This is a genomic window from Nocardia sp. CDC159 (assembly GCF_023740735.1).
GTDB lineage: Bacteria > Actinomycetota > Actinomycetes > Mycobacteriales > Mycobacteriaceae > Nocardia > Nocardia pulmonis.
The window spans coordinates 394,098-416,225 of sequence record NZ_JAMRXH010000006.1 but is presented as its reverse complement, the minus strand read 5'-3'; the positions used below and the strand labels follow the sequence as shown (position 1 = coordinate 416,225).

Annotated in this window: 23 protein-coding genes and 1 pseudogene; 10 read left to right on the top strand and 14 right to left on the bottom strand. The window is 67.4% G+C overall.

Annotated elements, in window-relative coordinates; translation table 11 throughout:
• Nucleotides 1–8: 8 nt before the first annotated feature.
• Nucleotides 9–449: an SRPBCC domain-containing protein gene (locus tag NDR87_RS16765; RefSeq protein WP_251913348.1), complete on the top strand. Its 441-nt coding sequence runs from the start codon at nucleotides 9–11 to the stop codon at nucleotides 447–449.
• A gap of 6 nt (nucleotides 450–455) precedes the next feature.
• Here the strand turns inward: NDR87_RS16765 and NDR87_RS16760 are convergent, their stop codons facing one another.
• Nucleotides 456–1,562 (bottom strand): glycerol dehydrogenase, encoded by a 1,107-nt coding sequence (locus NDR87_RS16760; protein ID WP_251913350.1) that lies wholly within the window; start codon nucleotides 1,560–1,562, stop codon nucleotides 456–458.
• A 103-nt stretch (nucleotides 1,563–1,665) separates the two neighbouring features.
• Here NDR87_RS16760 and NDR87_RS16755 point away from each other — a divergent pair, with 103 nt between their 5' ends.
• The gene (locus NDR87_RS16755) at nucleotides 1,666–2,184 is read left to right on the top strand and encodes a GNAT family N-acetyltransferase (RefSeq protein ID WP_251913352.1); all 519 of its coding nucleotides are present in this window, start codon (nucleotides 1,666–1,668) and stop codon (nucleotides 2,182–2,184) included.
• Between the two features lie 60 nt (nucleotides 2,185–2,244).
• Here the strand turns inward: NDR87_RS16755 and katG are convergent, their stop codons facing one another.
• Together katG and NDR87_RS16745 are read right to left on the bottom strand one after the other, a co-directional pair.
• The gene (katG, locus tag NDR87_RS16750; protein ID WP_251913353.1) at nucleotides 2,245–4,470 is read right to left on the bottom strand and encodes a catalase/peroxidase HPI; all 2,226 of its coding nucleotides are present in this window, start codon (nucleotides 4,468–4,470) and stop codon (nucleotides 2,245–2,247) included.
• A gap of 46 nt (nucleotides 4,471–4,516) precedes the next feature.
• On the bottom strand, nucleotides 4,517–4,921 hold the full coding sequence (locus tag NDR87_RS16745; protein WP_251913871.1) for a Fur family transcriptional regulator: 405 nt from the start codon (nucleotides 4,919–4,921) through the stop codon (nucleotides 4,517–4,519).
• Nucleotides 4,922–5,086: 165 nt separating this feature from the next.
• Here NDR87_RS16745 and NDR87_RS16740 point away from each other — a divergent pair, with 165 nt between their 5' ends.
• The 3 genes from NDR87_RS16740 (at nucleotide 5,087) to NDR87_RS16730 (ending at nucleotide 8,472) form a co-directional block, all read left to right on the top strand.
• Nucleotides 5,087–5,509 carry a hypothetical protein gene (locus tag NDR87_RS16740; RefSeq protein ID WP_251913356.1) on the top strand — a complete coding sequence of 141 codons (423 nt, stop codon included), beginning with the start codon at nucleotides 5,087–5,089 and terminating at the stop codon, nucleotides 5,507–5,509.
• Between the two features lie 293 nt (nucleotides 5,510–5,802).
• Entirely contained in the window at nucleotides 5,803–6,657 is an 855-nt protein-coding gene (locus NDR87_RS16735; protein ID WP_251913358.1) for a nucleotidyltransferase domain-containing protein, read from the top strand.
• A gap of 147 nt (nucleotides 6,658–6,804) precedes the next feature.
• The gene (locus tag NDR87_RS16730) at nucleotides 6,805–8,472 is read left to right on the top strand and encodes a heme peroxidase family protein (protein WP_251913361.1); all 1,668 of its coding nucleotides are present in this window, start codon (nucleotides 6,805–6,807) and stop codon (nucleotides 8,470–8,472) included.
• A gap of 131 nt (nucleotides 8,473–8,603) precedes the next feature.
• On the opposite strand, the pseudogene NDR87_RS37755 reads toward NDR87_RS16730, so the two are convergent.
• Both NDR87_RS37755 and NDR87_RS16720 read right to left on the bottom strand, forming a co-directional pair.
• Nucleotides 8,604–8,750, bottom strand: a pseudogene (locus NDR87_RS37755) (nitroreductase); the annotation flags it as partial.
• 47 nt (nucleotides 8,751–8,797) lie between these two features.
• Nucleotides 8,798–9,859: an aldo/keto reductase gene (locus tag NDR87_RS16720; protein WP_251913366.1), complete on the bottom strand. Its 1,062-nt coding sequence runs from the start codon at nucleotides 9,857–9,859 to the stop codon at nucleotides 8,798–8,800.
• On the opposite strand from NDR87_RS16720, the gene NDR87_RS16715 reads away from it, so the two are divergent.
• Entirely contained in the window at nucleotides 9,849–10,286 is a 438-nt protein-coding gene (locus NDR87_RS16715) for a hypothetical protein (protein WP_251913368.1), read from the top strand. The two genes, NDR87_RS16720 and NDR87_RS16715, sit on opposite strands and share 11 nt — an antisense overlap.
• A 12-nt stretch (nucleotides 10,287–10,298) precedes the next feature.
• Here the strand turns inward: NDR87_RS16715 and NDR87_RS16710 are convergent, their stop codons facing one another.
• Both NDR87_RS16710 and NDR87_RS16705 read right to left on the bottom strand, forming a co-directional pair.
• A complete protein-coding gene (locus NDR87_RS16710; RefSeq protein ID WP_251913369.1) occupies nucleotides 10,299–11,132 on the bottom strand; it encodes a helix-turn-helix transcriptional regulator in 834 nt (277 codons plus the stop codon).
• 193 nt (nucleotides 11,133–11,325) lie between these two features.
• Nucleotides 11,326–11,751, bottom strand: a complete 426-nt coding sequence (locus tag NDR87_RS16705; RefSeq protein ID WP_251913405.1) for a TIGR02611 family protein — start codon at nucleotides 11,749–11,751, stop codon at nucleotides 11,326–11,328.
• Nucleotides 11,752–12,180: 429 nt separating this feature from the next.
• Here NDR87_RS16705 and NDR87_RS16700 point away from each other — a divergent pair, with 429 nt between their 5' ends.
• Complete coding sequence (locus tag NDR87_RS16700) at nucleotides 12,181–12,378, top strand: hypothetical protein (RefSeq protein ID WP_251913409.1); 198 nt, start codon at nucleotides 12,181–12,183, stop codon at nucleotides 12,376–12,378.
• 53 nt (nucleotides 12,379–12,431) lie between these two features.
• On the opposite strand, the gene NDR87_RS16695 is transcribed toward NDR87_RS16700, so the two are convergent.
• Entirely contained in the window at nucleotides 12,432–13,088 is a 657-nt protein-coding gene (locus NDR87_RS16695) for a CcdC protein domain-containing protein (RefSeq protein WP_251913412.1), read from the bottom strand.
• A gap of 66 nt (nucleotides 13,089–13,154) precedes the next feature.
• On the opposite strand from NDR87_RS16695, the gene NDR87_RS16690 reads away from it, so the two are divergent.
• Complete coding sequence (locus NDR87_RS16690; RefSeq protein ID WP_251913415.1) at nucleotides 13,155–13,799, top strand: TetR/AcrR family transcriptional regulator; 645 nt, start codon at nucleotides 13,155–13,157, stop codon at nucleotides 13,797–13,799.
• A gap of 931 nt (nucleotides 13,800–14,730) precedes the next feature.
• Here NDR87_RS16690 and NDR87_RS16685 read toward each other — a convergent pair.
• Nucleotides 14,731–15,234, bottom strand: a complete 504-nt coding sequence (locus tag NDR87_RS16685) for a hypothetical protein (RefSeq protein ID WP_251913418.1) — start codon at nucleotides 15,232–15,234, stop codon at nucleotides 14,731–14,733.
• A 399-nt stretch (nucleotides 15,235–15,633) separates the two neighbouring features.
• Here NDR87_RS16685 and NDR87_RS16680 point away from each other — a divergent pair, with 399 nt between their 5' ends.
• Nucleotides 15,634–16,527, top strand: coding sequence for a CAP domain-containing protein (locus NDR87_RS16680; RefSeq protein WP_251913421.1), 894 nt, complete (start codon nucleotides 15,634–15,636; stop codon nucleotides 16,525–16,527).
• Between the two features lie 319 nt (nucleotides 16,528–16,846).
• Here NDR87_RS16680 and NDR87_RS16675 read toward each other — a convergent pair whose 3' ends face one another.
• The 3 genes from NDR87_RS16675 to NDR87_RS16665 form a co-directional block, all read right to left on the bottom strand.
• Nucleotides 16,847–17,527, bottom strand: a complete 681-nt coding sequence (locus tag NDR87_RS16675; protein ID WP_251913423.1) for an RICIN domain-containing protein — start codon at nucleotides 17,525–17,527, stop codon at nucleotides 16,847–16,849.
• A gap of 223 nt (nucleotides 17,528–17,750) precedes the next feature.
• On the bottom strand, nucleotides 17,751–18,482 hold the full coding sequence (locus NDR87_RS16670) for an integrase core domain-containing protein (RefSeq protein ID WP_251913425.1): 732 nt from the start codon (nucleotides 18,480–18,482) through the stop codon (nucleotides 17,751–17,753).
• 206 nt (nucleotides 18,483–18,688) lie between these two features.
• Nucleotides 18,689–19,027, bottom strand: coding sequence for a helix-turn-helix domain-containing protein (locus NDR87_RS16665; RefSeq protein WP_251913427.1), 339 nt, complete (start codon nucleotides 19,025–19,027; stop codon nucleotides 18,689–18,691).
• A gap of 92 nt (nucleotides 19,028–19,119) precedes the next feature.
• Between NDR87_RS16665 and dinB the strand changes: the two genes are divergently transcribed.
• Nucleotides 19,120–20,352, top strand: coding sequence for a DNA polymerase IV (dinB, locus tag NDR87_RS16660; RefSeq protein WP_251913435.1), 1,233 nt, complete (start codon nucleotides 19,120–19,122; stop codon nucleotides 20,350–20,352).
• 3 nt (nucleotides 20,353–20,355) lie between these two features.
• Here dinB and NDR87_RS16655 read toward each other — a convergent pair whose 3' ends face one another.
• Both NDR87_RS16655 and NDR87_RS16650 read right to left on the bottom strand, forming a co-directional pair.
• The gene (locus NDR87_RS16655; RefSeq protein WP_251913436.1) at nucleotides 20,356–20,775 is read right to left on the bottom strand and encodes an NUDIX domain-containing protein; all 420 of its coding nucleotides are present in this window, start codon (nucleotides 20,773–20,775) and stop codon (nucleotides 20,356–20,358) included.
• A 32-nt stretch (nucleotides 20,776–20,807) separates the two neighbouring features.
• Nucleotides 20,808–22,034 (bottom strand): FAD-dependent oxidoreductase, encoded by a 1,227-nt coding sequence (locus NDR87_RS16650; protein WP_308212101.1) that lies wholly within the window; start codon nucleotides 22,032–22,034, stop codon nucleotides 20,808–20,810.
• Nucleotides 22,035–22,128 lie beyond the last annotated feature (94 nt).

Genomic DNA, 22,128 nt, shown 5'->3' with positions numbered 1-22,128 from the left:
GTGCGCCGATGATGCCCGATGCCGAGCTGAATCCCGCCGCGGTCGAGATCGGAAGTTTCTTCCCGCAGCTACCCGACGCGGTCTGGCGCGCGCTGACCGAGCCGGACGTACACGGCCGCTGGCTGATGCCCTCCACCGGCTTCGAGCCCTCGGTCGGAACGCATTTCATCCTCACCGCCCCCAAGGGCGAAATCGCCTGTGAGGTCCTCACCGTACGGCCGATCGAGCGACTGACCTTCAGCTGGATCGATCTGCGCGCCCGCCACCCCGCCCGCTGGGTGGTCGACTGGACCGTGCGCCGCCAGGGCCGCGGCACCCGGCTGCTGTTGACCCAGACCGGATTCGACCTCGAGGACCGCCGTCAGCAGATGGCCCGCCACGCCATGGAACGCGGCTGGCGGGTGCTGCTGGCGCGGCTGCGTGAGGAGCTCGACCGAACCGAGGCGTGAGCCGGATCAGCCGGGCCGCCGCCACCCGCGGCCGAGGGCATCGGCGGCGCGCAGGGCGTCCACCGTCATCGCCACGTCGACGTCGAACGGTTCGTTGTGGATCGTCTCGCCCGGTGCCGTGGCGCGGATCGCGATGGCGGACAGGGTTTCCGCATCGGCGTCGGCCAGGCCGAGGTCGGCGAGGGTGGTGGGCAGGCCCACCGCCGTGCAGAAGCCGAGCACGGTCTCGACCTCGGCGGCCGGTGCGCCCTCGAGCACCAATTGGGTGAGCACCCCGAAGGCGACCTTCTCCCCGTGCAGGAACGAATGGGTACCCGGCGCGGCGGTGAGCCCGTTGTGCACCGCATGCGCGGCGGCCAGCCCGGAGGATTCGAAACCCAGCCCCGACAGCAGGGTATTGGCCTCGACGACGCGCTCCAGCGCCGGGGTCACCGCATGCTCGCGCACCGCCGCCAGCGCCTGCGACCCATCGGCCAGCAGCGTGTCGTAACACAGCCGGGCCAGCGCGGTCGCGCTGCTCGTGGACGCGCCGCCCCGCATATTGCGCACCCGCGCCGCCGAACACGTGCGCGCCTCGAACCATGTGGCCAGCGCATCCCCCATACCCGCGGTGAGCAGCCGCGCCGGCGCCCGCGCGATGACCGAGGTGTCGACCAGCACGAGCGCCGGATTGCGCCGAACCAGTTGATACGCCTCGAAATCGCCCGTCTCCCGGTAGATCACCGACAGCGCGCTGCACGGCGCGTCGCTGGACGCGGCGGTCGGGCAGCTGATCATCGGCAACTCGAGGTCGTCGGCCACGGCCCGCGCCGAGTCGAGCACCTTGCCCCCGCCCGCGCCCAGCACGACCGTACCGCCGCTCTCGCGCACCGCGTCGGTGATCCGGGCGATCTCCGCACCACTGCACTCCCCGCCCGAATCATGAACGGAGTACCCGATTTTCGCATCCCCCAGCGACCGCTCCCAGGTCTGCTCCAGCAGCCGCCGCGCACTGGCGCCCGCCACGATCAGCACCGGTCCCCCGATCCCGAGCCGCGCCATCTCCGCCCCCAGCGCCGCGGTCGCGTTCCGGCCCTGCACGTAATGCCCCGGCGACGAAAACACACTCAGCATCGGCCACCCTCCCGGCGAATCGTCCACAATCGCGTCCGGGACAACGCTACGCCGGCTGACCACCGTTGCGGGCGCGGCGATCCGGATGGTGAAGTAATTCGCGATGCGAACGACAATCGTGCGCGGCGCACGCGAAGCCGCGCTCGCCCAAATCGAGGCGCTGGTCCGGCTGTACGGGCTGGTCTTCGCCGAACCCCCGTATCACGAGGGTCCCGAGGACATCGAGCGGTTCCGGCAGCTGCTTCGCGAGGAAGTCGAGCTGCCCGGCTTCACGATGGTGCGGGCACTCGACGGCGAGGCACTGATCGGCATGGCCTACGGTTTCCGCAAACCGCCGGGCGACTGGTGGGTCGATGCCGAAACACCCCCGGCCCCAGCGCTTCTCGATGCCCCCAAATTCGCCGTCATGGAATTCGCCGTGCATCCGGACCACCGCGGCCGCGGTCTTGGCCGCGCGCTGCTGCGGGAACTGCTGCACGGGCGTTCCGAACCGTTCGCGGCCCTGTGCGTCAATGCGGCGGCTCCGGCCCATGCGATGTATCTGCGCTGGGGCTGGCGGCCCGCGGGCCGCCGCGTGCTCGGCGACCGCGTGATCGACATCCTGCACCTGCCGCTGAACTGATTCGGGGCCAACGGAGCCGAGCCCCGTCCGGCGTCGCGGACGGGGCTCGGACAGTGAAGATCAGGCCAGATCGAACCGATCGTTGTTGGCCACCTTCACCCACGCCGCGACGAAGTCGGTGACGAACTTCTCCCCGGCGTCGGCCTGGGCGTAGACCTCGGCCACCGCGCGCAGCACCGAATGCGAGCCGAAGACCAGGTCGTTGGCGGTCGCGGTCCACTTGGGCTCGCCGGTGGCCCGGTCGACGCCCTCGTAGACGTTCTCCGCCGACTCCGACGGCTTCCACTCGGTGCGCATATCGAGCAGGTTGACGAAGAAGTCGTTGGACAGCACACCCGGACGCTCGGTCAGCACGCCGTGCTTGCTGCCGTTGTAGTTCGCGCCCAGCGCGCGCAGGCCGCCGATCAGGACGGTCATCTCCGGAGCCGTCAGATCGAGCATGTACGCCCGATCCAGCAGCAGCCGCTCCAGCGGAGCCTTCTCGCCGGTGCGCACGTAGTTGCGGAAGCCGTCGGCGCGGGGCTCGAGCACCGCGAACGATTCCACATCGGTGTTCTCCTGCGAGGCGTCGGTGCGGCCCGGCGCGAACGGCACCGTGAGGTCGTGGCCCGCCTCCCTGGCCGCCTGCTCGACGGCCGCCGATCCGGCCAGGATGATCAGATCGGCCAGCGACACCTTCTTACCGCCGGTGGCCGAGCCGTTGAACTCCTGCTGGATCTGCTCGAGCACCGGCAGCACCTTCGACAGCTCGGCGGGTTCGTTGACCTCCCAGTTCTTCTGGGGCTCGAGCCGGATGCGCGCACCGTTGGCGCCGCCGCGCTTGTCGGTGCTGCGGAAGCTCGCCGCCGACGCCCACGCGGTCTTGACCAGCTGCGCGGTGGACAGGCCGGAGTCGAGCACCTTGCGCTTGAGCGCGGCGATGTCCTGCTCGTCGATCAGCTCGTGATCGACCGTGGGCACCGGGTCCTGCCACAGCTGCGGCTCGGGCACCCACGGGCCGAGGTAGCGGCTGACCGGGCCCATATCGCGGTGCAGCAGCTTGTACCAGGCCTTGGCGAACGCCTCGGCCAGCTCCTCGGGGTGCTCGAGCCAGCGGCTGGTGATCTCGCGGTAGATCGGATCCTCGCGCAGGGCGAGGTCGGTGGTCAGCATGGTCGGCGTGCGCGCGGGCCCGCCGAACGGATCGGGGATGGTGTTCTCGGCGTCCTTGGCCTTCCACTGCCACGCTCCGGCGGGGCTCTTGGTCAACTCCCACTCGAAGCCGTACAGGTTCTGCAGGAAACCGTTGCCCCACTTGGTCGGAGTGGAGGTCCACACCACCTCCAGACCGCTGGTGATGGCGTCCTTGCCCTTGCCGGTTCCGTGCGCGCTCTTCCAGCCCAGGCCCTGCTGCTCGAGCGGAGCGGCCTCGGGCTCGGGGCCGACCAGGCCCGCGTCGCCCGCGCCGTGGGTCTTGCCGAAGCTGTGCCCGCCGACGATCAGCGCGGCGGTCTCCTCGTCGTTCATCGCCATGCGGCCGAAGGTCTCGCGGATATCGCGTGCGGCGGCCACCGGATCCGGACGGCCGTTGGGCCCTTCGGGATTGACGTAGATCAGGCCCATCTGGACCGCGCCCAGCGGGCCCGACAGCTCGCGGTCGCCGCTGTAGCGCTCGTCGCCGAGCCAGGTGTCCTCCGGACCCCAGTAGACCTCTTCGGTCTCCCAGATATCCGGGCGGCCGAAGCCGAAACCGAAGGTCTTGAAGCCCATCGACTCCAGAGCGACGTTACCGGCGAACACCAGCAGGTCGGCCCAGGAGATCTTGTTGCCGTACTTCTGCTTGACCGGCCACAGCAGTCGGCGCGCCTTGTCCAGATTGGCGTTGTCGGGCCAGCTGTTCAGCGGCGCGAAGCGCTGGGCGCCCTGCCCGCCGCCGCCGCGGCCGTCGGCGATGCGGTAGGTGCCCGCGGCATGCCAGCTCATTCGGATGAACAGGCCGCCGTAGTTGCCGTAGTCGGCGGGCCACCAGTCCTGCGAATCGGTCAGCACCGCGGCGACGTCGGCCTTGAGCGCCTCGACGTCGAGCTTGGCGAATTCCTTGGCGTAGTCGAAATCCTCGCCCAGCGGATTGGATTTCGACGAATGGGCGTGCAGCACCGAGACATCGATCTGCTCGGGCCACCAGTCCTTGTTGGTACGTGGGCGATGATCGGTCTTCGGCGTCGGGGACGGGATGGCCGGGTTCTCGCTCTCACTGGCACTTGCGGTTGCGGTGTCCGGAGCGGGTGGACGGCTATCGGATGTCACGACTTTCCTTCCTGGGATGGGTGGTGCGGGCTGCGAAGTGGAACGTTCAATGGGCAGGGGCCGCCGCGCATTCGGGGCACAGACCCCAGTAGACGACCTCGGCCTCGTCGATCGAGAAGCCCTGGTCGTCGGACGCGATCAGACACGGGGCATCGCCGACGGCACAGTCGACATCGGCGATCCGCCCACACGACCGGCAGACCACGTGATGGTGGTTGTCGCCGACGCGCGACTCGTACCGCGCGACCGAACCCGACGGCTGAATGCATCGGATGAGTCCCGCGGCGGTGAGCGCGCGCAGTGAGTCGTACACCGTCTGATGCGAAACCGCCGACAGCTGCTCGCGCACGGCCCGGATGATCGAGTCCGTATCGGCGTGCGGATGCTCGTACACCGCACCGAGTACCGCGATCCGCGGAGCCGTCACGCGAAGCGACGCACACCGCAGCATCTGCCGGAACTCTGTGACCGTGGGCACACCGAGGAGTCTCGTCCGTTTTCTGGAATGAGTCAAGGGTTTGTCTGAATCCGGTCTAACCGCGTGCGGCCCGGCCGATTTCGAGGCCGCGAATTCCCCGGCTCGCGCCCCCGCCCCCAATCGGCCACCCTGAACGGCGTGCGCATCTCCCTCGCCAGCGCGACCACCACCCTGCGACACCGCTGGCCGACCCTGCTGGCCATCCTCGCGTCCGTCCTCTTCTTCGCCGACGGCACCTCCGAACTGACCCCCTTCGCCGCCCTGCTGCCGATCATGGCCATCATCTATCTGATCTTCGGCGCGGCTCGCCGTGATCTGACCCCCGGCCGCGAACTGACCCTCCAGCTCACCGCCCTCGTCGCCTTCGCAGGCATCGCCGCCCTGGTCCTGGCCCTCGCCGAGCCCCTGGCCCGCCCCGTCCTCGCCGCGGGCTGGCTGGCCCACGGCATATGGGATCTGATCCACCACCGCCGCAACCGCGTGGTGCCGCGCGCGTGGTCGGAATGGTGCGGGGTGGTGGATGTGCTGGGGGCGGCGGCGATTCTGCTTCTGCCCCACTAGCTTTCCGCCGGGGGTCGATCGGGTTGCCAGTATCTTCGTCAAGCGTTCGACGATCCGATCTTCAGCACCGTTCGGGGGCCGCCATCAATGCCCCGGCATGGTGTTTTCGCTGGACTGATTCAGTACCAGGACATAGGGGCCAACCGTAGCGGTAGCCGGAGGTAAACATCGGCTACGGGTGACATGGAGGGGTCGCTCGGGCGCGGTCGATCTTCCCGGTTGGCCGGTGACGCAAGCGAATTGGCCGGGCTATCTCCACGGCAGGTGTGGCGGTGGTCGGTAGGTTGTCGGGTATGCCCAGCGATCTTCCGGCCGAGGTGAGCCGGAGTGTGAAGCTCTTTCTGACCACCGTGGACGAGTTGGCACCCGGCTTGGTTACCGGCTTCTACCTGGTTGGATCGATCGCCCTCGGCGATTTTCATGCCGGCGGCGCCGGACGTGGACGGCTCAGCACGGCCAGCGACATCGATTTCATCGCGGTGACCGATCGCCGTCCGGAGCCCGGTTCGCGGGAGCTCACGGCATTGGCCGAGGCGCACGCCCGCACCGTGGCCTGTTATCCGCGACCGCACTTCGACGGCTCGATGCTCTGCTGGGCCGATCTCGCGGCGGGGCCGGACGGCTGCCCCGCCGTGCCCTGCGCGCAGGAGAGCCGGTTCACTCCGGCCGGCCGGGCCGGGCTCAACCCCGTGACGTTCTGCGAGCTGGCCTGGCACGGGATCGCACTGCGCGGACCCCAGCCGTCCGAGATCGACCTGTGGGCCGACTCGGATGCCTTGCGCGCGTTCACGATCGACAACCTGCGCTCCTATTGGCGGCCGTGGTGGCACCGCCACCGGCAGCCGCGCCCGCTACCTCTGCTCATCGGACTCAGCGCGTGGTTCCCGGTATGGGCGGTTCTCGGGGTGAGCCGACTACACCATTTCCTCGCCACCGCAACGATGACCTCCAAATGCGGGGCGGGCAGATATGCCCAAAACGCGTTCGCCCCACGCTGGCGGCGCATCATCGACGAAAGCCTGGCACTGCGCACCGACAACGCCGAGGGCCGCCTTGGCTACCGCAACCCGCTGGCCCGCCGCCGCGACACTCTCGCCTTCCTCGACACCACCATCGAGGCAGCGCTCGCGTTGCCCGCCGAGCCCTGACCCGAATCGGATCCGTTCACGCAGCGCGCGGTTGGCGGGGATCAATCGGAAACGATTTCTTTCTGTTATCTGCCCTATCGTAATGGGAGTTGACGTCCGGCCGAATAGCTAACACATAGTTAGTCCAAAACCCGGCCGGAGGTTGACATGAAACGGCACGGTACCGAGAGCTTCTTCGTCGTCGGCGAGGGTGTGTTCGAATTCGACCGAGACGGTAATCTCGCGAGGCGGCAGCCTTCGACCATCGAGGAGCTGCGGCGATTTCGATTCTCGCGACTCGGCCCGGTGGGTGGGCAGACCGACGAGGCGATCAGGATCGCCTTGGCGGCCGCCATCACCGCCGATGTCCCGCAACCGGATTCGGCCGGACCGCCGATTCCGGCCGGGTTCACCTACCTCGGCCAGTTCGTCGACCACGACCTGACCATGGACCGGACCGCGACCCAGCTCGGTGAAGACGTCACCGTCGAGGAGTTGTTGCAGGGCCGCTCACCCGCTCTCGATCTGGACTCGCTGTACGGGCGGGGGCCGCAGGACCCCGGTGACCGGGTCTTCTACAACGCCGACGGCGTGACACTCAAGGTCGGCACGACCTCCCCCACGAATTTTCCGGACGAGCGGGTGAACGTCGAGATGGAGGGTTTCGACCTGCCGCGGCTGGGCGCGGCCGGTGGCACGGCCGCGGACCGGCGGCGCCCGCTCATTCCGGATATCCGCAACGACGAGAACCTCGCGGTGGCACAGACCCACCTGGCATTCATGCGGTTCCACAACCGCGTGGCCGAGACACTCGCCATGACCGGACTGTCCGGGCACCGGTTGTTCCGCGCGGCCCGCGAGCTGGTCGTGCGGCACTACCAGTGGATGCTGATCACCGATTTCCTACCGCGCATCATCGACCCGGCAATCGTCACCGACGTATTCCGGCACGGCCGCCGGTTCTTCGAGGCGCCGGGCCAGGGATGCACGGGGCACGGCCTGCGGCCGACGATGCCGATCGAATTCTCCGTGGCGGCATATCGGCTCGGCCACAGTATGATTCGTGGCGCCTACGAGTGGAATCGGGTGTTCAACAGCACCGGTCCGGGCCCGAGCGCCAGCCTGCTGCTGTTGTTCACCTTCAGCGGCGTCAGCGGCAATTTCCAGGCCGGTTCCCAGATTCCCGACCTGGACAATCCGAATTCTGGAACCGTGGACAGGCTGCCGACCAACTGGATCGCGGACTTCCGCAGGCTCTACGACTTCACCGAGGCCGCTCGGCCCGACCTGGTACCGCCGGTCGCGACCGGCGGCGGCAACGTGACCAAACGCATCGACACCCTGCTGGTGAACCCGTTGAACATGTTGCCCGCAGGCGCTTTCGGCGGACGGGGCACCACGGTACCGGACATCCACCGCAACCTGGCCTTCCGCAATCTCACCAGGGCGCATATGGTCCGGCTCGCCAGCGGGCAGCAGATGGCGGAGTTCTTCGGCGTCGAACCGCTGACCCGCGAGCAGATCCTGCTGGGTAACCAGGGCGCGAACCTCGACGCGCTCACCGACGGTCAGCGCTCCGCTGTCGCCGCCGACACCCCGCTGTGGTTCTACATCCTGCGCGAAGCGGAATTCAACAACGGACTGCTCGGCGCCGTCGGCGGCCGCATCGTCGCCGAGGTCTTCCACCGCGCCATCGAGGGCAGCCGCACCTCGATCGTCCGGGAACCGGCCTGGCGCCCCACCCTCGGCCCCGACACTCACACCTTCCGCATGACCGACCTGCTGCTGTTCGCCTTCGAGGGCAAGGCCGACCTGCTCAACCCGCTCGGAGACTAGTCGAAACCCCATGTGAGCACCGCACTTGAACGGCGTTCAAGCTCGAGGTGGATTGCCGATTCGCGTCGAGCGAGCTGTCGAACCTGTTGGTGGACAAAGCATTCCGCCGCGATCCCCCGGCCCGAGCTCATACCCAGCGGCAGTACCGCGGCGAGCGCGAACGACTCCGGCACCCCCAGAAGTTCTTTGACCCGCGGCTCCTCGGCCACCACCAGCGTCGTGATGGTGCCCCCGTAGCCTTCGCTGCGCGCGGCCAGCAGGATGCTCCAGACGAATGGCACACCGCCGGGTCGTCGGTCGAAGCGCGGTCCCGGGTGCGGGTGGCTCAGTGGCGTAATTCGACCTTCATGCCGGCGCGGTGGGCGATCCGGTTGCGGGCCAGAAATTCGTGGGGGAAGCCGAGGTCGATGGCGCTGGCTTCGTCCAGGCGGGCGAGGTGGGCGGGGTCGAATTCGACGTCCAGGGCGGCGAGATTGTCCTCGAGCTGGGCCGGCGTGCGGGCGCCGACGATCGGCGCCGTGACACCCGGATTCCGCAGCGTCCAGGCCAGCGCCACCTGCGAGGGTGTCCTACCCAGCTCTGCCGCAACCTGTTTCACCACATCGGCGATCGCGAGGCCGCGCTCGGAGAGCGTACCGCTGTCCAGGGCCAGGCTCTTGCGGGTGCCCACGCGGGAGACGACGGCCTGCTGCTCGGTCAGGTCGGCGCGGCTGTATTTGCCGGTGAGCACCCCGCCGGCCAGCGGCGACCACGGGATCACCCCCAGCCCCATCTCGCGCGCCATCGGGATCAGGTCGCGCTCCACGGTCCGCTGGATGAGGCTGTACTCGATCTGCAGCGCCACCAGCGGCGACCAACCGCGTAGGTCGGCGATGGTCTGCATGCGCGACACCTGCCATGCCGGGGTATCGGAGATCCCCACGTACAGCACCTTGCCCTGCCGGACCAGGTCGTCCATACCGCGCAGGATCTCCTCCACCGGGGTCAGAAAGTCCCACACGTGCAGATACAGCAGATCGATGTAGCCGGTATTCAGATGTCGCAGACTGGATTCCACCGAGGCCATCATGCTTTTGCGATGATTCCCACCGGAATTCGGATCGCCCGGCCTGCGCACGCTGGTGTATTTCGTGGCCAGCACCAGGCTTTCGCGGTTGTCGCGGGTGAAATCGCCCAGTAGTTTCTCGGAGCTGCCATCGGTGTACATACTGGCGGTGTCGATGAAATTGCCGCCGCGCTCGACATAGATGTCGAACAGCTTGCGGGCGTCGTCGGTATCGGCGCCCCAGCCCCAGTCCGCGCCGAAGGTCATGGCGCCCAACGCCAGCGGCGAGACCCGCAACCCGGAACGACCCAGCAACCGATAAGTATCGAGAGTGAGCGACATCGTGTCCTCCTTGTGCGGTCCGGCCATGGTCGTATTCGCTGTGTTCAGGACCAGTCTGCGGCGGCGTCACGGCTCTGGTAAGGGAGCGTTTTTCCTGGTAATGGCGGTACTACCCCCAGCCGGCGACAGACTGGTTGACGACACATTCGAGCGGCCGATGGCGAGGTCGCCGAGACATTCCGATCGCAGCCGGTTCACGAGTGGATGTCGGCCAGGGACCTCATCGACCGGGGACCGGGACCCGGCCAATCCGTTCGACCTGGGCGACTTCGCCTTCATCCACCTGCCCGGCGGTCACGCCCAGGCGGTCGACTTCGGTGACAATCCGTATCTCGGCGCGATGCTCAATATCTTGCACGACAAAGGCGCGGTGCTGTCCATGATCTGCCAAGGCCCCCTCACCCGGACGACGGCACTGGTCGACTGATCGACGCCGCGGTCATGCCGAGGTGCACAGTCGGTCGAGGGCGGCCCGACTGTTGTCGTCGGCGGCCCGGAAGATCACCAACCGCAGGTCGGGATCCCGCATCGGCATCAGCACCTCGAGTTCCACGGCGATCGTGCCGACCTCGGGTCGGCGGATCAGTTTGCGGCCGCTCCCGTAGATCCGGACGTCGCGCATCGCCCACAGCCGCGCGAACTCCTCGTGGCGGGTGAATTCGGCAATGCGCTCGGCCAGTTCCTCATCCTCCGGGTGGGCGGCCCAGGCGGTGCGAAGGTCGGCGATCGCTTCCCGGAGGGATTGTTCGTGGTCGACGTAGAGTTCGCGTATTTCGGCATGGTTCAGGCACAGCCACATGGAGTTGCGCTGGCGTGGCGGCAGGGTGTCGAAATCCACCAGCAACCGCGCCATCTCTCGGTTCCAGGCCAGAATGTCGTAGCGGTGGTTCACCAGCATCGTCGGCAGCGGCGACAGGTCTGCTACCAGTCGAGCCAACCCGGGCGCGGCGGTAGTGCTGGGCTTGTCGGTACTCGGGAGCCGCTTCTGGGCCAGATCGAACAGGTAGGCCCGTTCGTCGGGGTCCAGCCGTAGGGTCCTGGCCAGCGCCTCCAGTACCTCGGCCGACGGCCGCACCGCGCGGCCCTGTTCGAGTCGCACGATGTACTCGGTGCTGACCCCCGCCAGCACGGCGACCTCCTCGCGGCGCAGGCCCGGGGTGCGCCGCGACCGTCGCTGCCGTCGCAGATCGAAGTCCGCGGGGTCGAGCTGTTCGCGACGGGTCCGCAGGAACGCAGCCAGTTCCTGGGTCGCGGCCGTCGTACCGCTCGTCATCGTTCCATCATACGGCGGAGCCTGGCACCGGCATTCACCAGGAAAAACTCTCCTTTACCGGTGAGGGGTTGTCCGGCACGAGGGCGTTGGCCTCGGCGATCATCTTGTCCTGCCTATCGCTCGGTATGGCCCGGTCCCGGGCGAACCGGATGGAGCTCCCCATCGCCGCCAACCGCTCCACCCTGGACGATGCTCACGACCTCAGGGGGCTGCGTAGCCATGGCCATTCGACTCCGAACAAGTTGCCGACCAACCCGAATGTGTCCAAGACCCATAGCGTCGCGACGACCAGCACGAAGGTGGCGGTCGCCGCGAACACGCGGACGACGGCGCCCCTGGCGGAGAACCAGGCCATTCCCTGTCGGTACCTGTCGCGCAGCCAGCCGAGCGCCCGGTGCGCCCAGGCGAATTCGGTGGCGAGCAGGCCGAGTCCGGCGAACACGATCGCCCAACCGGGTCCGGGGTAGGGAATCGCCAGGATTCCAAGGGCGAGCACTCCGGTGCCGACCACCGCGACCCCGATCCGGTAGGCGAGGTTCAGCGTCGGTCGCGCCGAGATCCTTGCCCGGAAGGCGCGCCACCCCTTCGACGTCGATCCGGTTTCCAACTCCGCACTCACCTACGCCAGCGTACGAGAGACCACGCTCCGGTCGAGCACAGGAATGCGTACAAACCTCAACGCGGGCCGCTCGACCGCCACCGGAACCAGACATCGGTCCCCCGGTCGGTAACGATCACCTTCGTCGAACCGCACCTCTCCCACCAACTTTCGCGCGTCGCCCGGCGGTCGACGATGCGGCGCGAGCAAAGGGTGAGTTCGTCGTAGCGGGAGTCGATCCCGCCGTGACCCGGATGGCTTTCGGTGCCGACCTCGCCGGACTCGTAACGTTGGTACCACCTGACGAAGATCAGCCACTGCTCGAACTCCCACGCGCTCGAAGCCGTCCTCGACCAACTGCGCTTCGGCCCCCGTCGCAACCACACCGGCAGACTAGCGGCAGGCGGAGTTCCGGCACCGGAAATCTGTCCTGCGCCAAGGAGGCAGCACTTGAAGACTGCGCGGCAGCACGAGATCGTCTGCGGCACCGAATGTCCGCCATTGCCGCGTCGTCGCCGCATGCCGACTACGGTCGATGGAGTGGAGTACGAGATGTGGATCGACGGCAACATGCGGACGGTGTTCAGCCTGTGCCCGGATCCATCCGATCGACGCTTATTCCTGAGCGTCGACGGCCACCTGGAGTAGTACATCCAGCGGGGCTGCGACCGGGAGGTGCCTCGGCGGTCGAGGTGTAGGAGCTACTCCCCGCGCGGCCGCCGCTCAGCCTCGACGGTCGGGACGCCGATTCGCCAGCCCGTCACTGCCGCTTCGACGGTGCCCGTGCGCTGCCACTCGGCGGTGGCCGACCGGATTCGGCCCGCGCTGATCGCGGCGCGGAGTCGTTGGCGTTCGACAGGGATCGGCTCGAGCGGGGAGCCGGTCTTGCGGACACGCTCGGGGGCGAACGGGAAACCCGTTGCCAGGCCGCGCAGTCCGAGCGCGAGCGCCTCGCCGAGCAGGCTCACGCCGATCGATAGCTGGATCGGTCGGGCATCCGTGTGCGCACCCAACTCGGTGCCGATGAGGCCGACGCTCACACTCACCACCAGCGAAACCGCCCAGACTCCGAGGGTTGACGCGGTGTAGCGCTGCCATAGGACGCCGTCGCGGGTGAGCAGTCGGGTCGTGGTGCCGCGCCAGACACCCAAGGCGAAACCGATGCACAGCGCCACGCCGGTCCAGGCCCAGTCCAGCGCCGTCGGGTGATGTTTCAGCAGGCTCTGCACGCCGATGACCAGCAACGGAATGGGCGGAATCAGTAGGTCTTTCGCGTTGAGGGGCTCGCCGCGGAAGCGCCTGATGATCACGAACAGCACAACGGCGGCGACGACGGCCACGATCAGCGGAGTGCTCATGATGCCCGTCTTCTATATAGCTCAAGCATGCTATTTAAAATAGCTCGCTTGTGCTATAAAGGCAATGTGCCGAAGATCGTGGATCCGACCGAGCGTCGAAAGGCGGTGGCCGACGCGGTGTTTCGCGTGGTCGCGCGGGAAGGGGTGGAGAACGCCTCGCTGCGCAGAGTGGCCGAGGAAGCCGGACTGGTCGTCGGGTCGGTGCGCCACTACTTCGGCAGTCATGCCGAACTGCTGAGTTTCACGCTGGCCGAGCTCAATCGGCGCGTCACCGATCGGGTGCTGGGACATCTGGCCGAGCTGTTTGCCGAGGGCATGGTGGCGCCGGAGGTGCCGGGCAGCTATGCCGAGCGGATTCTGGTCGAGTTATTGCCACTGGACGAGGCGCGCTTCGAGGAGTCGGCGGTGTGGCTGGCCTTCACCACCGCGGCGCGGTCGCGGCCGGAACTGGCGGAGCTGGCCGCCCAGCCGGTGGCCGGCGCGCGTTCGCTGGTGCACCGAGTACTGTCGGCCATGTCGGAGGCGGGGGTGCTGCGCCGGATCGTGGTCGATCTGGAGCTCGAGACCGATCGGCTCGCCGCGCTGCTGGACGGGCTGGCGCTGGCGGCGGTAGTCGATCCAGCGCGGCGCGACCCGAACGCGATGCGAGCGGTGCTGCGGCTGCATTTGGCCAGTCTGGTGGGCCCACGGCCGGAGGCGGACGCAGGGTGAACCACCGCGCCCGGTCATCCACGCCGAGGGGCCGACCAAACCGGTGTTGCGAACGTCCCGCATTGCCGCATTCCGAGCGACCCGGCACAGCCGCGCGGTCCGCCGGAAGATCAACGCGCAGAGATCATCCCGATCTCGGCGAACTCGTCCAATTCTGATGCGGCGGGTGATGCCGAGCAGGTGCAGCGCGGCATTGATGGTGGAGACGGAGCGGAATCAGTCACGGTATATCGCTACGTAAGCGTTGGTGGCTGTTCCGATACTCGCGGGGCCCAAGCACGTGGCCGTGCCCTGACCGGACGGAGCGAAGGAACCACTCCACGAACCCCGGTAGGGACCGATGGCCATGAGCGGCCAGGCGTTCGGTATTCCGTGCAGACCGACGCACTCGACGACGAGGGTGTATTCCCTGCCGGCAGGTGCATCGGTGTCGTGGCATGTCGCTGTCGCGCCGAACAGGTCCCGCGTGACGACGCAGTCCTGTGGTGCGGCTTGGGCTGTACCCGAGCCGATTACGGTGGCACAGCCCAGAACCGATACGGCGGCGACCGTGACTCGTGCGGCGGCGATGGTCGTTCTTCTCATTAAATCCTCCCCAAAAGGTCATCCCCTCATCGGACGCAGTCGCAGGGTCGTTACGACCGGAGCACCGGCCGCGTCGAGCCGCCTCGCCTAGTTGAACGTATCCGGCACAATGCCCTGGGCATCCCGCCAGGGCAGGCGGCGTAGAGCAGATCGAGCAGTGCCCGGCATACGCTGCAACACGATCCGGTCGGGCTCGGTGAGGCTCTCGGCGCCGAGCTTGTCGAAAACGCACGAGAGTGCTGACCGTAAATCCTCCAGCTTGCTGTCTCGACCATATAACCGTTCGACACGCCGTTGGGGCGATCTGCGGCAAAGTCGACTGCGGGCCGCGCGGAACGCGCGAAGGTCACGTGGATTGTCCCTGCCTGCGATAGGTCGTCAATTGCACGCGCTCATCGACGAGGCGGGTCGGTGTTCCCAGGAAGCTGTCTGCCGTCACCGGTCCGTAGGCGAGGTTGAGAGTATCCAATCGGTAGTACCACGGGCCGAGACCGAGCAGGCTCGCGTGGCGGTAGGTGATCTGCCAACGCAACCACTCGCCGTGCCGTAGCCGGATCGCTGGATGACGCCGCCGAATAACGTTTTTGGGTTGCGCGCTCACCAACATGACCCGCAGTGCCGAATCTTCTTCTTCGATCGCCACCTCGCTCCGCTCGGGCGGGGCGTGCAGGACCGAGGATCGCGGCTGGAAGTCGTCGTCCCACTCCTTCATGACGATCGTATGCGTCAAAGGCGTCGCGACCTCGGGCAGCGGGAAGGCCACCGGGAGCCGGTTGCGTCGTGCCGCGGCGGAACCGCTGCGGGACTCTTTGGTCCACCAGGTGTGGACCCACTGCGCTGCGACTTCCATGACCAATCATGACAGTTCCGCGCAAGTCGGCGTGCCGGACATCCTCTACGTCTGGCGATCCTGAGTCGATCACGAAATGTGCGCCAGAGGCACGGGTCGGTCGGACTTGACCCCGGCGCCGCTTCGCCTGCGACCGCCGGACACCTGAGCGACACACCATCGAATCGGTTGGGGTGGAGCCGTTTTCGCGACGACGCTGGGGTGTCGACGCCTCTCGCGATCGCGGCGCGCGACGGATTGCATTGATATACAACACATTCAACAGCTACAGCGTTATCCGGATGTCGGATCGCAGGCGCTTTTAAGCTGGATCTAACGTCACTCGGCCCTCGGGTCATCGAACCCTACGCTTCGTAACTGATTCGTTATCAGGGGAAGAGGCAGTATCGAATGAATTCGGTGTCGAAGATCTGGAATGCGTTGCACGAGTTCACCGGTCGGCGGTCGCGGGCCGCGCTGGGGGCGGTATGCGTGATGGTTGTTGTCACCGGCGGTGCGATGTCCGGCCCGGCCGTCGCCGCACCGGACAAGCCCGGGACGGGGACCGTCGAGTCGCCGAACGGGCGTTGGCCGGTGAATCTGCGGTCCGGTCCGAGCCTGCGGAGTGCGAAGGTCGGCAGGGCTCGCCACCGCGACCGGGTGACGATCGTGTGCACGACTCGCGGCGAACGCGTCGAGAGCAGATGGGGCGCCACCGACATATGGGACAAGCTCGACAGCGGCCGGTGGATCAGTGACGCCTTCGTCGACACCGGAACCAACGAGCCCGCGGCACCCGATTGCGGAGGCGGCGATACCAAGCCGCCGAAACCGAGTGAGCCGCAGAAACCCGACCAGCCGACGAAACCCGATGAACCGGCCCCGGCCCCGGGCGCGGTCGAGGGGGAGGCCGCGTGGGAGAAGCAGGTCCTCGACCTCTTCAATGCCGAGCGACGCAAGAAGGGCTGTCAGCCGCTACGAGTGGACGAACGCTTGACCCGGGCCGCACGGCTGCACAACAAAGATATGCGAGACCGACGCTTCTTCGACCACTTCAGCCCTGATGGCCGTGACTGGGAACAGCGCGCGAGGGCCCAGGGCTACCAGGGCGAGGTCTCGGAAAACATCGGCATGGGCGCACCCGACCCCCGAGAGATCATGAACGGCTGGATGAGCAGCCCCGGCCACCGAGAAAACCTCCTCAACTGCTCCTGGAAGTCAACCGGAATCGGCGCCCTGAAAGGCAACCCCCGCCGTGGCAATTCCCTACTCGACCAGGGCCCATGGTGGACCGCGATGTTCGGCGCCCGCTGACCTTCACCCGAATCCAGGCCCCGACGCGGCGCGCCATTTCCGCTCCCCTGACCGTCCTCGGCCCCCCACCACACGCTCTGCGACAGAAGCGCTGCTGAAGGGACAGATAGGCCGCTTCGTCACACCCGCCCTGCCACAGATCTGACGCCCCAGAAACCTGTCTTGAGTCAACCTCTTGGCAGGCTGCGGGAGGCAGTTGGGTTCACGGCCAGGCCCCTGGGCCTGGCCGTGTGACGTCCCCTGATGTAGCCGATTGTTGTGCGTCTGCCGTCGGTCGTCGGCTGGCTGTTTCGAAGGGGTGTATCGCCCTTTTGGTGGTTCAGTCGAGCGGGCGGATCTCCCACTGCAACTTCGACTGGTTGGTGGAGCGGCACGAGATAAGCCGCACCGGTTCGCCGACCTTTGCTCCAGCCGCCAGGCACATGTCAGTGTGGGCGTCCGGCCGCGAAGCGATCCACATTTTGTCTGATTGATGCCACCAAGCCAGGGCAGGATTGTAGTGGCAGTTCGCTCCAACCGGAGCCCCTGAGGGATTGCGACCTACACACAATTTCTTGAGGACATTCATCAGCATGCCTGCGCGACCGGACCCACTGTCGTAGGTGTCTGAGAGTTTCCAATGCTGTCGCTTCGCCTCCGACTTACAAGGGACCGTTTGTAGAGTGGAGTCCCCCTGCATGTTCAGGCACCGGCCCTTGTGGTCGGGATCGAGGCTGGCGATTTGGAAGGTTCCTTCCGGGAATTCGGCCTGCGCTGCTGGACTGGCCACGACGAGTCCGGCTGCTACGACCGGAAGCAGGACCAGCGCACGCCGCACGCGGCTGCGCAGCACAGACTTACGAGGAAACATCGTGTCCGTTCGACGCCCAAGACGGTTGACGACGGCCGGAACCCGTAAGCGGATCCGGTTCCGCGATGCCGGTCGGGACACTGCCCCGGCGGGGCCGATCGTCGGCACCAGCGCCTCGATGGCCAGGACCTCTGCTTCGCTGGAAGCCATGACCGACCGCGGCACCGGTTGGCCGGACGATCGGCGAAGGCTGTTTCGGTTGACGGGGAACGTTCGGGTATACGTGGGAACCACATCAGGCAGGATCACACTCCATTTCCATGGGCGGGATACGCGTTGGCGCTGAAGGAGATTCGTACCGGACGGAAGTATGGATGGGTCGTTCCCAGATCATGGCTGCCCGCCACGCCGCGCATCCAGGAGTTGCCGCCCATCACGCGTTTTCAGCTCGAGCGCGCTGGAGGTAGGCCGTCTTGGGTGTCCGGTCGTCGAGGGCTTGATGTGGGCGGATCGTGTTGTACAGAATGCGGAATCGATGGACTTCCATGTCCAAAGCATCGCCGTCGGCGATGACACCTCGGTACAGGTGCTCATATTTCAACGTGCCGAAAAACCGCTCGATCACCCCGTTGGTCTGCGGCGACCGCACCCTGGTCCGCACATGCCGCAGCAGCGGATCGGCACCGGCGAACGCGGTCGCGAACACCTCGCCGCGAAAACACGGCCCATTGTCCGACACCACCGCGATCGCAGCCGGTGCCGCGCCGACCGGTTCTCCGCCAGCGCCGATGACATCGGCCAGGCCGCGGTCGGTCCGCAGGTCGTCCACGCCGAGCACGCGTTCGGCTTCAGCGACCGTGCATTTCAGACAGGCCAGCGCATCGACGCCGCGAGCGGTCGGAGTGACCGTGACCGCAAGACAATATTTGGTGGCGTAATCGATCACCGCGCAGATCCGCCAAATCCCACCGCCAGTGGTCTCGAACTCGCTGAAGTCCGTTTGCCACACCATATTTCGCCGCGTCGGCGGGTCGTGGAACACTTGGCGCCGCAGGATTGCCCACGATTTCCGGTCGGCGCGATACCCGCGCGGCAGCAACAGGCCCCGGCGGCGTAGTGCCCGCTGCGCTGTGGAGGTGGACACCTCATACCCGTCGGCGCGCATGAGGGCGGCGATCTTGCGATGTCCCCACGCCGGCCACGCCTCGGCGTATTTCGCCGCGATCGGCTCGAACTTCTCGACCTTCGGTGATGGCCACGGCCCACGCTCGGGTTCCCCGGCCCGGGATCGGGCCAGCCGTCGCCGGTAGGTGCGTTCGGGAATCCCGGCCAGGCGAGCGAACCTCGAAACCGGCAAACCTTCTGCCGCTCTCAGGGCTTCGAGGTCGGTGAAGGGACACGTCCGGAATCACCGTGGCGCTGGATCCGCAGCTGCACCGTGGCCTCGGCGAGAGCGAGCTTCAATTGCTCGTTCTCGATCCGCAATCGCCGCTGCTCGGGACCGCCCTGGGCTCCGGCTGGTCCGCTGGGGCGTGGTTCGAGAGCCTTGGCTCCGGCGTCGACGAATGCCTGCTTCCACTTCGACACCGCCATAGCCGACACCCCGCGTCGCCGGGCCGCTTCCGACACGCTTATCTCGCCCTTGAGTACCGCGAGCACGATCCGGACCTTGTCCTCGACCGGGATCCTCGCCTTCGCCGTTCTTGCCACCACGGCTCCTTCCTGGCTCATGGGTCCTGGACTGTAAACCTGGGGACCCTGCCAGGAATCTTGACGCACTAGAAACCGATCTATGCGAACATATGTTCGTGTCCCGCCCCGCCTCACCCCCGCCCCGCATCCCCGCGCGGTCCGAGGCGTCCATCCTGCACGCCGATCTCGACTCCTTCTACGCCTCGGTCGAACAGCGTGACGATCCGGCGTTGCGCGGGCGGCCGGTGATCGTGGGGGCCGGGGTGGTGTTGGCGGCCAGTTATGAGGCCAAGGCGTATGGGGTGCGTACGCCCATGAATGCTCGGCAGGCGCTGCGGTTGTGTCCGCATGCGGTGGTGGTGCCGCCGCGGATGTCGGCATATGCGAGGGCGAGTCAGGCGGTGTTCGAGATCTTTCGGGATGTGACCCCCGAGGTGGAGGGGATCTCGATCGATGAGGCGTTTTTGGATGTGGGAGGGTTGCGGCGGATCGCGGGGGAACCGGGGGATATCGCGGGGCGGCTGCGGGCGGCGGTGCGGGAGCGGGCGGGGCTGCCGATTTCGGTGGGGGTGGCGCGGACGAAATTTCTCGCCAAGGTCGCCAGCGCGGTCGCCAAACCCGATGGGCTGCTGGTGGTTTCGCCGGATCGGGAGCTGGAGTTCCTGCATCCGCTGCCGGTGGAACGGCTCTGGGGCGTCGGCGAGGTCACCGCGCGCAAACTGCACGAGCACGGCATCACTCGAATCGGGCAGCTGGCCGAGCTGGGAGAGCGGGGGCTGCGCCCGTTGCTGGGCCCGGCCGCGGCCCGGCATCTGCACGCGCTGGCGTGGGCGCGCGATCCGCGCCGGGTCGAGACCGCACGTCGCCGCCGATCCATCGGCGCCCAGCGCGCCCTCGGCCGCCGCCCGCGCTCGGACGAGGAGATCGACGCCTATCTGCACGGCCTGGCCGACCGGCTCGGCCACCGGCTGCGCACCGCTCGGCGGGTATGCCGAACCGTGGTGCTGCGCTTGCGTTTCGACGATTTCACCCGCGCCACCCGCTCGCACACTCTGATGGAGGCGACCGACCACGGCACGGTCATCCTCGACACCGCCCGCGGGCTGCTCACCTCGGTCCTGCCGCTCATCCACGAACGCGGCCTGACCCTGATCGGCCTGGCCCTGACCAACCTCGACAACGCCGACACCGTCCAGCTCACCCTCCCCCTCGACCCGCGCCCCGAGGCCACCCTGGACGCGACCTTGGACCGCCTGCGCGACCGCTTCGGCGCCGGAACCGTCACGCGCGCAGCACTTCTCGGCCGTGGTGAGGGGCTGTCGGTACCCCTGCTGCCCGACTGAACCTCAGCCGACCGCCGGCAGCAGCCCGCGCGCCACCAGATCGTCGAACAGCACCTGATCCACCGGCGGCACCAGCCCCCGATCGGCATAGCCGAACCAGGCGATCTCCTCGATTTCGCTACTGGGAGTGATGATCCCGGCATACTCCGCCGTATAGCAGCCCATCCGCACCACGGCCGCGCCGCCCGGCAGGTCGGCCTCATAGGTCCCGACATGGCGGACGGTCTCCGGAATCAGCGCCACCGACAGCTCCTCATCGATCTCCCGCAGCAGCGTCTGCAGATCGCTCTCCTCCCCCTCCCGCTTCCCGCCGGGAATGTAGAAGACGTCCTTGCCACGCGGCCGGGCACACAGAATCCGCCCCTGTTCGATCAGCACCCACGCCACGGTGTCGATCAGCCGCTGAGTCGGTTCGGTCCGCATCCGGGCAGCCTAACCGCACCCGGCGACTCGCCTCAGCGGCGGGCGAAGGCCGGGGCGCGCTCGGGCCTGATCCCGACCCCGCCGAGATAGGCGGCGACCCCGGCCAGCGGCGGGAAGCGATCGATGAGGGCGAGATGAGCGGGCGGTTTCGACAGCGTGCCGTCCAGGGCGGGCCGCAGCAGCGTCGCGTGTTCGCGCTGCTGGATGCGCTGGGTGAATGCCGTCGGCAGCATCCGCCGCCGCTGCACCCGATCCAGATCGGCCGTGGTGGTCCGACCGCGTCGCAGCGGCCCGGCGAGCAGGCGGGCGGCGGCGACGGCATCCTGGATCGCGAGGTTCACCCCGACCCCGCCCACCGGCGACATCGGATGCGCGGCGTCGCCGAGGCAGAGCAGACCGGGAACATGCCAGCGCGGCAGCCGTCCCATCGTGACCTCGAGCAGCTTCACGTCCTCCCAGCCGCCGATCGCTGCGAGCACCTCCGCATCCCAGCCGAACAATTCGGCCAAATGGGTACGCAGCCACTGTATTTCGTTCTTCCGCAGCCGAGCGTCGGCGCCCTTCGGAATCAGGAAGGAGGTCTGATAATAATCACCGCGGTCCATGCACACCGCCGCCCGCCCGGCCTCGAACCGGCCCGAGACCGCACCGTTGTGGCGGGCGTCCGCGGCCACGGGCACCCGCACCCACCACACGTCCATCGGCACCTCCATCGAGCGCGCCCGCAGCCCGGCCGCCGCCCGCGCCGCCGATCCGCGACCGTCGCAGGCCAGGACGAGGTCCGCCGACAGCGTCTCCTCGGCACCGTCGGCACCCCGGATACGCACGCCGTCGACTCGGCCGGAATCGTTCGTGAGCCCGACGAATTCGGTGCCCAGCCGCAATTCGAAACTCGGCTCCGCCGCGGCCGCTCGCGCCAGCAGATCGAGAAACTCCCACTGCGGCACCATGGCCATGTATTTGTACGGCCCGGGGATACGCCCGAAATCGGCCGCGAGCACCGTCTTCTCGTTGATCCGCAGGCTCCTGCGCTCGAGCCTGGTATGCGGCAGCCGAGCGAACTGTTCGGCCAGTCCCAGCTCGTCGAGCAGGCGCAGCGTGGACGGGTGCACGGTATCGCCGCGGAAATCGCGCAGGAAGTCGGTGTGCTTTTCCAGGACGGTGACGCGAATTCCCGCTCGCGCCAGTAACAATCCCGCCATCATGCCCGCCGGTCCCCCGCCGACCACACAGCACTGTGTGTGTCGTGTGTCCTTCACCAACGCACCACACTTCCGAACGAAACTATTCGTGGGGATCGTAAGGGCCTGCCGCGTGCGCGTCGATTCGATGTGTCCGCGGTCACCGCCGAGA